At 59.8% G+C, this 7,259-nt stretch carries 10 protein-coding genes; 3 read left to right on the top strand and 7 right to left on the bottom strand.

Going from position 1 to position 7,259, the window contains the following annotated elements:
* Together HY26_RS15155 and HY26_RS15150 are read right to left on the bottom strand one after the other, a co-directional pair.
* On the bottom strand, positions 1-468 hold a 468-nt coding region (locus HY26_RS15155), incomplete at its 3' end, for a DUF4880 domain-containing protein (RefSeq protein ID WP_146740255.1).
* A 17-nt stretch (positions 469-485) separates the two neighbouring features.
* Entirely contained in the window at positions 486-1,070 is a 585-nt protein-coding gene (locus HY26_RS15150; RefSeq protein ID WP_158531523.1) for an RNA polymerase sigma factor, read from the bottom strand.
* 363 nt (positions 1,071-1,433) lie between these two features.
* Here HY26_RS15150 and HY26_RS15145 point away from each other — a divergent pair, with 363 nt between their 5' ends.
* Positions 1,434-1,760 carry a helix-turn-helix domain-containing protein gene (locus tag HY26_RS15145; protein ID WP_112073975.1) on the top strand — a complete coding sequence of 109 codons (327 nt, stop codon included), beginning with the start codon at positions 1,434-1,436 and terminating at the stop codon, positions 1,758-1,760.
* A gap of 74 nt (positions 1,761-1,834) precedes the next feature.
* On the opposite strand, the gene HY26_RS15140 is transcribed toward HY26_RS15145, so the two are convergent.
* Entirely contained in the window at positions 1,835-2,227 is a 393-nt protein-coding gene (locus tag HY26_RS15140; RefSeq protein ID WP_158531522.1) for a helix-turn-helix domain-containing protein, read from the bottom strand.
* Positions 2,228-2,455: 228 nt separating this feature from the next.
* Between HY26_RS15140 and HY26_RS15135 the strand changes: the two genes are divergently transcribed.
* On the top strand, positions 2,456-3,247 hold the full coding sequence (locus HY26_RS15135; protein WP_233351644.1) for a DNA -binding domain-containing protein: 792 nt from the start codon (positions 2,456-2,458) through the stop codon (positions 3,245-3,247).
* Between the two features lie 6 nt (positions 3,248-3,253).
* Here HY26_RS15135 and HY26_RS15130 read toward each other — a convergent pair whose 3' ends face one another.
* The 4 genes from HY26_RS15130 to HY26_RS15115 all read right to left on the bottom strand — a co-directional run bounded on the left by HY26_RS15130 (position 3,254) and on the right by HY26_RS15115 (position 6,567).
* Positions 3,254-3,961, bottom strand: a complete 708-nt coding sequence (locus HY26_RS15130) for an SOS response-associated peptidase family protein (RefSeq protein WP_112073972.1) — start codon at positions 3,959-3,961, stop codon at positions 3,254-3,256.
* 289 nt (positions 3,962-4,250) lie between these two features.
* Positions 4,251-4,700, bottom strand: a complete 450-nt coding sequence (locus tag HY26_RS15125; protein ID WP_233351643.1) for a GNAT family acetyltransferase — start codon at positions 4,698-4,700, stop codon at positions 4,251-4,253.
* Positions 4,701-5,084: 384 nt separating this feature from the next.
* Positions 5,085-5,297, bottom strand: a complete 213-nt coding sequence (locus HY26_RS15120) for a hypothetical protein (RefSeq protein ID WP_112073971.1) — start codon at positions 5,295-5,297, stop codon at positions 5,085-5,087.
* 163 nt (positions 5,298-5,460) lie between these two features.
* Positions 5,461-6,567 (bottom strand): Fic family protein, encoded by a 1,107-nt coding sequence (locus HY26_RS15115; RefSeq protein ID WP_112073970.1) that lies wholly within the window; start codon positions 6,565-6,567, stop codon positions 5,461-5,463.
* 457 nt (positions 6,568-7,024) lie between these two features.
* Between HY26_RS15115 and HY26_RS15110 the strand changes: the two genes are divergently transcribed.
* A partial coding sequence (locus HY26_RS15110; RefSeq protein WP_146740253.1) for an antirestriction protein ArdA occupies positions 7,025-7,259 on the top strand: 235 nt, incomplete at its 3' end.

Genomic DNA, 7,259 nt, shown 5'->3' with positions numbered 1-7,259 from the left:
GAACAGGGCTTCGCCTTCAGTGAGGTGGATGCGGCGTTCGGCTTTGGAATAGCTGACGCTGAGCGTCGTGTTTGTGTTGAGCGTGAGGATGGATCCATCCTCGAGGGTGACGGTCTCCTGCTCGCCGATTGCGGTCGCATAGGTCAGCGGAGCCGGTTCGGGTTTGGAGGTCTGGAGTGTGAGGGCGGCGGCGCCGATGATGATGATGGCCGCGGCTGCCGCAGCCAGCCCCAAGAAAGCGGGTTTGCGGTCCCTGCCCGGGGTCTTTGTTTCGGGATTGTTCAGACCGGTCCGGTCGATGATGCCGATCGTAGATTCGATCTCATGATAGGCTTCAGCATTGCCCGGGTCCTTTTCCCAGTCGAGAAAGGCATCCCAAGTGTCGGGGCTGACGTCCGGGTCCTGCAGCTCGGTGTACCAGAGCGCGGCGGTCTCCCGCCGCTTGGCCTCGTCCTTTTGGTCCGTCATCGCCTTGCTCACTGCCCCTATGCCGGAGACCGCTTTGCGGTTCCGGAGAGGTTTTCGGCGATCTCGGCAATCGCCTCTGCGATATCCGTTTTGACGGTTGTCGGCGAGACTGACAAGAGCCGGGCGATCTCGTCATAGGTCAGGCCCTCAAAGCGGTGCAGCCGGAGCGCGTCGCGCTTGCGGGGCTTCATGGCGGCGATGGTTTGCTCGGCGATGGCGAGGCGTTCCCTGTCCATGACCATTTGCTCCGGAGTGGGCGTGCGCTGGCAGGCGAGCCGGTCTCCCAGCTCGCCGATCTCTTCCGACTGGCGGGCGTGGCGGATGCGGCCGGATTTGAGGTAATTGACACTGAGGTTGCGGACCGTGGTGAAGAGGAGCGCGCGGAGGTCCTCTGCCAGCTTGTCGGCATAGGCCCGGCGGACGGATAGAAAGGCGTCCTGAACGAGATCTTCGGCATCGGACGGGTTGGAGATCCTTGCCCGGCAGAAGCGGACGAGCTGGTCATATTGGTGGCGGAAGATGTGGTTGAGGGGGTCTGGGGCGTGGAGGGGGATTGGGGTTGGGGAGGATTTGGTGGCAGCGGCATCTCTGCTCTGCTCCAAATCGCTTGGGTTTCCAGGCATCATTGGAGAGTTCGCTTGACGTTTCGCTCGCCGAACACCTGCCAGTTGGGAATTGAACTCAGACATTTATCAAATGCACAATCGCCGTATCCGTATTGAGCTAATTCAGCCATTCATTCCGCTTACGGAACACAGGGAATTGAAGTCATTCCTTGACTGGCAAGTACCGTGGGTTGCCAACCATGCAGATGTACAGCGAGTTGCGAGCAAACCCCATTATGCAAACAACTAGTACCGGATTTCTACTTAAGAGAACCTCTAGTTCTCATTTCTGAGAATGTAAAGTTCTCATTTCTCGAAATGCACGCCCGATTTCATCCACCTAGCTGCAGGAGCTAGGCGATGGAACTTCAGAAAATCTTCGGTGCAAACGTCCGCCATTATCGGCGCGCGATTCGGTGGACTCTCGAACAACTTGCTTCTGAAGTAGGTGTGTCCAGAGAGACGATTGGCAAAATTGAACGCGGTGTGTCTGCACCTCTTTTCGAAACGGTCGAGAAAATCGCAGAAGCACTGGGTGTACCAGCACAAGTTCTTTTCGGAGCTGCGCCATTTCCACCAGGTGACCGAGGTGAGCTGTTGAGCGATATTAATTCCATTCTCGCCAATATGAATGACCGCCAACTAGCCGCCGCTCGCAAAATGCTGAATGCGCTCAAGTCCAGTTGAAAATACGATCAGCGTCCGCTCACGCCAGATGAAACACGCTGCGAAACCACAAGGCTGGTTTGGAATCAAACTGACTAATTCTCACCCGACATCGCCTTGAGGACCCGAGCCATCTGACGGAGGGTTTCCTTGGAGCTGGCCCGGTCGATCCACATCTGGCATTCGCGGCGGGCGGTTTCGAGCGGGGTCTTTTTTGATCGCTTCAGGTCACGTGTTCCGATGAAGAGGTCCTCGATACCGACATTGAGGACTTCGCTGATGGCGAGGACCATGGAGGCGCTGATGCGGCTGTCTCCGGTTTCGTATTTCTGGATCTGTTGCTGGCTGACGCCCAGCTGGTCTGCGAGCTCGTTCAGCGTCATGTGCATGTCTTTCCGGTTGCGTCGGACAGTCCGTCCGACCTGCTTGTCGACCTCTGTCGGTGACCTTGAACTTTTCCGGGGCACCGTCTGTCGTTTCCTTGTCATTCCTCCACCTCTTTTTGACATCAGTATTGCCAACAAGTTGAAAACAAGGATAGGGGCGGAATCGTCGGAAATTGCTTCTGTCCGGGGGACAGATGCAGAAAGTCTGTTTGGCTCAGGGAAGACGGGCTCTTCCCGTCTCAAAACCAAGTTTCTCTTTTTGGTTGTTTTTGGAATCCATCTTGCAGGGAGTTTTGCAAGGGGGATGAAGCCATGTCGAAATGCCCTGTTTTGTTACAATCTGTGCTCGACCGCTATGATTACACACGGACGCTGTCACGGAGCCGCTGGGCCTGGGAGTTCCTCCGGCGTAATCAGGACTTTCTGGAAGAAGCCGCCTTGCACGGGGCAGACAAAGTATCGGTCCGGACCGCCTGCCATGGCATCACCCTGATCCGCCCGCGAATAGACCAGATGGCGGCGGAGCGCTGGGGGCTCGCCTTCTTCCCGGACCCGCGCCATGACGGATATGCGGCTCACGCCTTCTGGTCATCGGCGCTGTTTCCGCGGCAGGTAAAGGTCCAGGTCAGTCCGGCCGATTCTGAGGCGACCTGCCCGATCTATGAGAAGACGGTGAAACAGTGCGAAATCGTCCACCTGGTCGACACCGCCGGACGCGAGCACTTACTGGTCAAGGGCAACGGACACGTTGTGCAGGTCCAGTGCCGGGGCATGTCGATGCTGTCTCCTGAACCGGTCCGGCTCGGCTTCCTGATACGGGGCACCGCGAATTTCGCCTCACGCTGGCGCATGCTGGACGAGGCGCAGCGTGTGTACGGAGCCGGTCAGGACGCATCCGTTCCGTGGAGCCGGACAAGTCTTGCCCTGCGCAATGCGCTGGTCGCGCATGATTGCGAGATCGCTGGTCTCTCCGTCCGCGAGACCGCCGAGATCATCTATGGCAAGGCGCGGGCGGATGAAGCCTGGGCCGGCCCCGGTCGGTCGATGAAGGATGAAATCCGACGCGCACGCGCCCGTGGACGGGATCTTGTATCAGGCGGTTACAGGACGCTCCTTGCCTGACACGCTTCAGAACAAGTCGCCTTGCGCCGGCTTCGCGACGGGGTTTTTCCGGCGGCTTTCCGGCGCCATCAACCAGGCGCCTTCATCTTCATACGGATAGAGGCAGGCTCGAAGTTCTTCCAGGCTCGCGCCGGTCTGCCCCAGCCAGACGGCAAGGTTTTCCTCCTGCAGCACGGCTGGCATGCGCTGGTCCGGATCCCCGGTGACAAATTTGGAGAGACCCTTATTGGCCTTGGTTGTGCACATCGCGAATTCCGCGACTTCTCCTTCCGGGGACTGAACCATTCTGTATATGACGGCGATCGCCAGGCGCGATCCATCCTTCGGCCGGATCGTCCACTGGACGGTTCTCGTGTTCCCGGTTGGCGTGCCCCGGTCCGGCTTGAAGGTTGGCACTTCTTCGCCCTCATTGAAGCTGATGACGATCAGCACGCCGCGGCGCGCTTCGAAATGCGGTCTCCAGAGGCGCGAGGTGAGCAGCTTGTCGTCGCGCGCATGAATGTGGTCGGGATAGGCGCGTCCCTGTCTTTGCTTCGTGAAGCCCCATCGCATGGGCGTCATGGTCTGTTGTCCGGCTTCATTGAGGTGCATGACGGGCGCGCGCCGCATGGGCGTTGCGACCTCCTCCGACGCGTTGCTGGGACGCGCTGTAAGGGGCTCGGAAAAACTAACGACTTCTGCCCAGGTCGCCATGTAAGAGAACTTGCCGCACATGGCCTCATGCGTGGCCCTTTTCTGAAGAATGCTCAACCACCCTGGCTTCGTACCGGCCTGTCAGGCACCAGCATCGCAGCCTCTCCCCGGCCCGCTCACGCGAGGCTGTCCAGTCGGCGAGAGCCCTCTAGGTCCATATGGCATCTGACTGGCCCGGCTCGTCTCCGGTCACCGGCCCGCCCGGTCGGACGGACCGGCGCTGCGGGGGCTCGCCGGCCGGGGCCGCACCGCGCGCTTCCCACTGGCCTTGCGGCCAGAGGGGTCACGGGGGCGTGGCATGGGCCTGGCTTTAAGAGGCTTTCCGGGCAGACGCCTCTGGTGGCGACTTCAGCCATTTGCCGTAAACGGTGACCTGCTGGCGCTTGAAGCCAAGGGCTTCATAGAATTTCGCAGCTTTCTCGTTGCCGTCGCGCACCATGAGTTCGAGTTTCGGGGCCCCGCGCGAAGCGAGCCAGAGTCCCGCTTCTTCCATCAGTTCGCGGCCTGCTCCGTGTCCCTGGTGCGCCGGATCGACCGCGAGATAGTAAACCCATCCGCGATGGCCATCATGCCCTGCCATGACGCTGCCGGTCAGCTGGTCTCCGCAATAGCCGACCAGGATGGTCGCTTCCCGGGCTGCGACAGCCCGGTCGATGTCGTCGTTCGGGTCGTTCCAGGGCCGGGTCAGCCCGCAGGCCTCCCAGAGCGCGGTCAGCGCACGCCGGTCGGCTTCGCGGAAATCTCTTACATGCATCGTCATGACGGCTCGAAACTGTAGGATTCGGCGGACCGATACCAGCCCCAGCGGTCAGGCCGCCGAAACGGCTTGCCTCAGAGGTTCAGAATCGCCAGCCGGAACCGCACGCGGCCTGCAATGCTGTGGATCGGCCCGTCAGGCAGGCTCGGCGTGCGACCAGCCAGCCGCCAAGCGAGCCTTGTGTATCAAATCCCCCGCCATGTGTCGGCTCCGGACAAGATCAGACCTCGCATCAGATATTGATACGCGTTTGCGTATAAAACACATTTATACGCAAACGCGTATATAGCGAGCGAACAGACTTTTCCGTATATTTCAGGATCTGATGGGCTGCAAATTTCGCGCGGGACCGCACACTCCACATTCGCAGCACGTGCCTGATCAGTGTCAGGCGGCTTCGACTCTTCCTTCCCGGCAGGAAATCAGCGTTTCAGCTGCCGCGTTCAGAACCAAGGCTTCGTCTTGAGGAGGGATCGCCGAAATCTCGATCCGGCCCTCATGAAGGTGGATGTTCAGAGCGGGAAAGGCCTGCCTCAGCTGGATAGCCGCATCATGGGCGGCCCGACTCTGTTCGAAACCGAATGGGAACCAGACAGACATGTTCTGTCCTCCAATCAGGAATACTCCGAATTCGGTGGGATAGAATCTCCGATTCGATCTGGCCAGCAAGCGGTCTTTGAGATGGACGTCCCAGAGCGGATTTCACGCCTTCCACACTCGCAGCGTCTGCGCGATACAAGTCAGCGTCGCAGATTGGTGCCAGCTACGGCCTGTGAAGGACAATCGAATAACTGGTACTGCGACCGCCCCCTTCATCCTGCTGGAGCATCCCTTTTTCGATCAGGTCCTTGATATCGCGTGACGCCGTATCCTGGGAAACCTTGGTCAGTTTCGCCCATTTCGAACTCGTCAGCTTGCCTTCGAAGCCGTCAATCAGGCGATTGAGAACATCCGTCTGGCGATCATTCAGCGGCTTGTCGCGATGACGCTCCCAGAAATCCGCTTTTGCCAGAACGCCCGCGAGTAGCGTCTCGGCGTGATCGAACGCCTCATTCAGGCAGGCGAGGAACCAAAGCAGCCATGCAGTGATGTCGAGATCACCTTTCTGGGTGCTTTCGAGGATCTCATAATAGGCATTTCGCTGGGCGCGGATTTGCGCTGACATGCTGTAGAAGCGCTGTGGGCTGTTTTCCGCGCGAGCCAGTTGCATGTCCGCAATGGCGCGCGCCATGCGTCCGTTTCCGTCCTCGAACGGATGAAGGGTGACAAACCAGAGATGGGCCATGCCCGCCTTGATGACCGGGTCGATACCATCCTTCTGATCGAACCACCCCAGGAACGTTTTCATTTCACCTGCCAGTTTCGCGGCAGCCGGCGCCTCATAGTGAATTTGTTCACGGCCAATCGGTCCCGAGACAACCTGCATGGCGCCCTCGGCATCGTCGCGCCAGGCGCCGACGCGGATCTTGCGCATACCGCTATATCCCGTTGGGAACAAAGCGGCGTGCCAGCCGAACAGCCGCGCCTCCGTCAGGGGCTCGTTATACTGGCCGGTTGCGTCCAGCAGCATTTCGACAACGCCATCGACATGCCTGTCCGAAGGGACAAGCCCCGCGATATCCATGCCAAGCCGGCGGGCGATGGACGAGCGGACCTGGTCGCGATCGAGAACCTCTCCTTCGATGTCACTGGATTTGATGACATCTTCGGTGAGCGTCTGCAGGGCCGCCTCGCTTCTCAGATGGAACCCCAGTCCCTCCATCCGGCCGATCAAACGCCCTTGCCTCCGGCTGACGGCTGCGAGCGGGGTTGCAACTGCGCTCCTGTCCCAATGGAAGTTTGGCCAGGCATCTAGCTCATGAATATACACACCATATTCTCCGCACTATACGCGGGGAATATGGCCGTTATTCTCCGCATCGTCAAGCATATTCTCCGCATCTTTTGCGGATTTTACACCGGATATTCTCCGCATCCGTCGACATCGAGGCAGGCCAGCTCCTTTCGACAGGGCAGGATGACGCCGACATGCGCCCCCTGGATGATGTCCAGGCTGCATTGGTGCGTGACCCGCGCGAAAAGTTTCACAAGGTCCTGCCAGCTTCATCACACGTTCAAATACCCTCGCACGGCGGGTGTGGGCGGACGGCACGTCTGGCCGGGCGCGCCGCCCGCGCAAGGCGACGGGATGGGTGTGACCAAGAGCGTATGAAGGTCTCCTACCTTTCCGCCTTGCGCGCACCGCTTGTCCGCCCGGCCTGACGGCCTTTTCCGCCGCCCACCCCCGCCTGTCGCGGGCAGGACGCGGCTGAAGAAGGAGACCCGACATGCCCTGCAACACCGCTACCCCTGCACCTCTTGGAACAGCTTCCGCACTCCCATCTGAAGATGCCCCCCGCATCTATGTCGCCTGCCTTGCGGCCTACAATAATGGCTGCCTGCATGGGCGCTGGATCGAGGCGACCACGCCTGACGACATCATGGGCCAGGTACGCGCCATGCTGGCGGCGTCGCCTCTGCCCGGCGCAGAAGAATGGGCGATCCATGGTGCGACCAGAAAGT

It is taken from the genome of Hyphomonas sp. GM-8P, assembly GCF_003263315.1.
GTDB lineage: Bacteria > Pseudomonadota > Alphaproteobacteria > Caulobacterales > Hyphomonadaceae > Hyphomonas.
The sequence above is the reverse complement of the archived record's forward strand: the minus strand, read 5'-3'. Positions and strand labels throughout refer to the sequence as shown.

Excerpts from the sequence above, each read along its gene's own strand:
- HY26_RS15145 (WP_112073975.1), top strand. The coding sequence starts at position 1,434 with ATGGAACTTCAGAAAATCTTCGGTGCAAACGTCCGCCATTATCGGCGC.
- HY26_RS15140 (WP_158531522.1), bottom strand. The coding sequence starts at position 2,227 with ATGACAAGGAAACGACAGACGGTGCCCCGGAAAAGTTCAAGGTCACCG.
- HY26_RS15130 (WP_112073972.1), bottom strand. The coding sequence starts at position 3,961 with ATGTGCGGCAAGTTCTCTTACATGGCGACCTGGGCAGAAGTCGTTAGT.
- HY26_RS15125 (WP_233351643.1), bottom strand. The coding sequence starts at position 4,700 with ATGACGATGCATGTAAGAGATTTCCGCGAAGCCGACCGGCGTGCGCTG.
- HY26_RS15120 (WP_112073971.1), bottom strand. The coding sequence starts at position 5,297 with ATGTCTGTCTGGTTCCCATTCGGTTTCGAACAGAGTCGGGCCGCCCAT.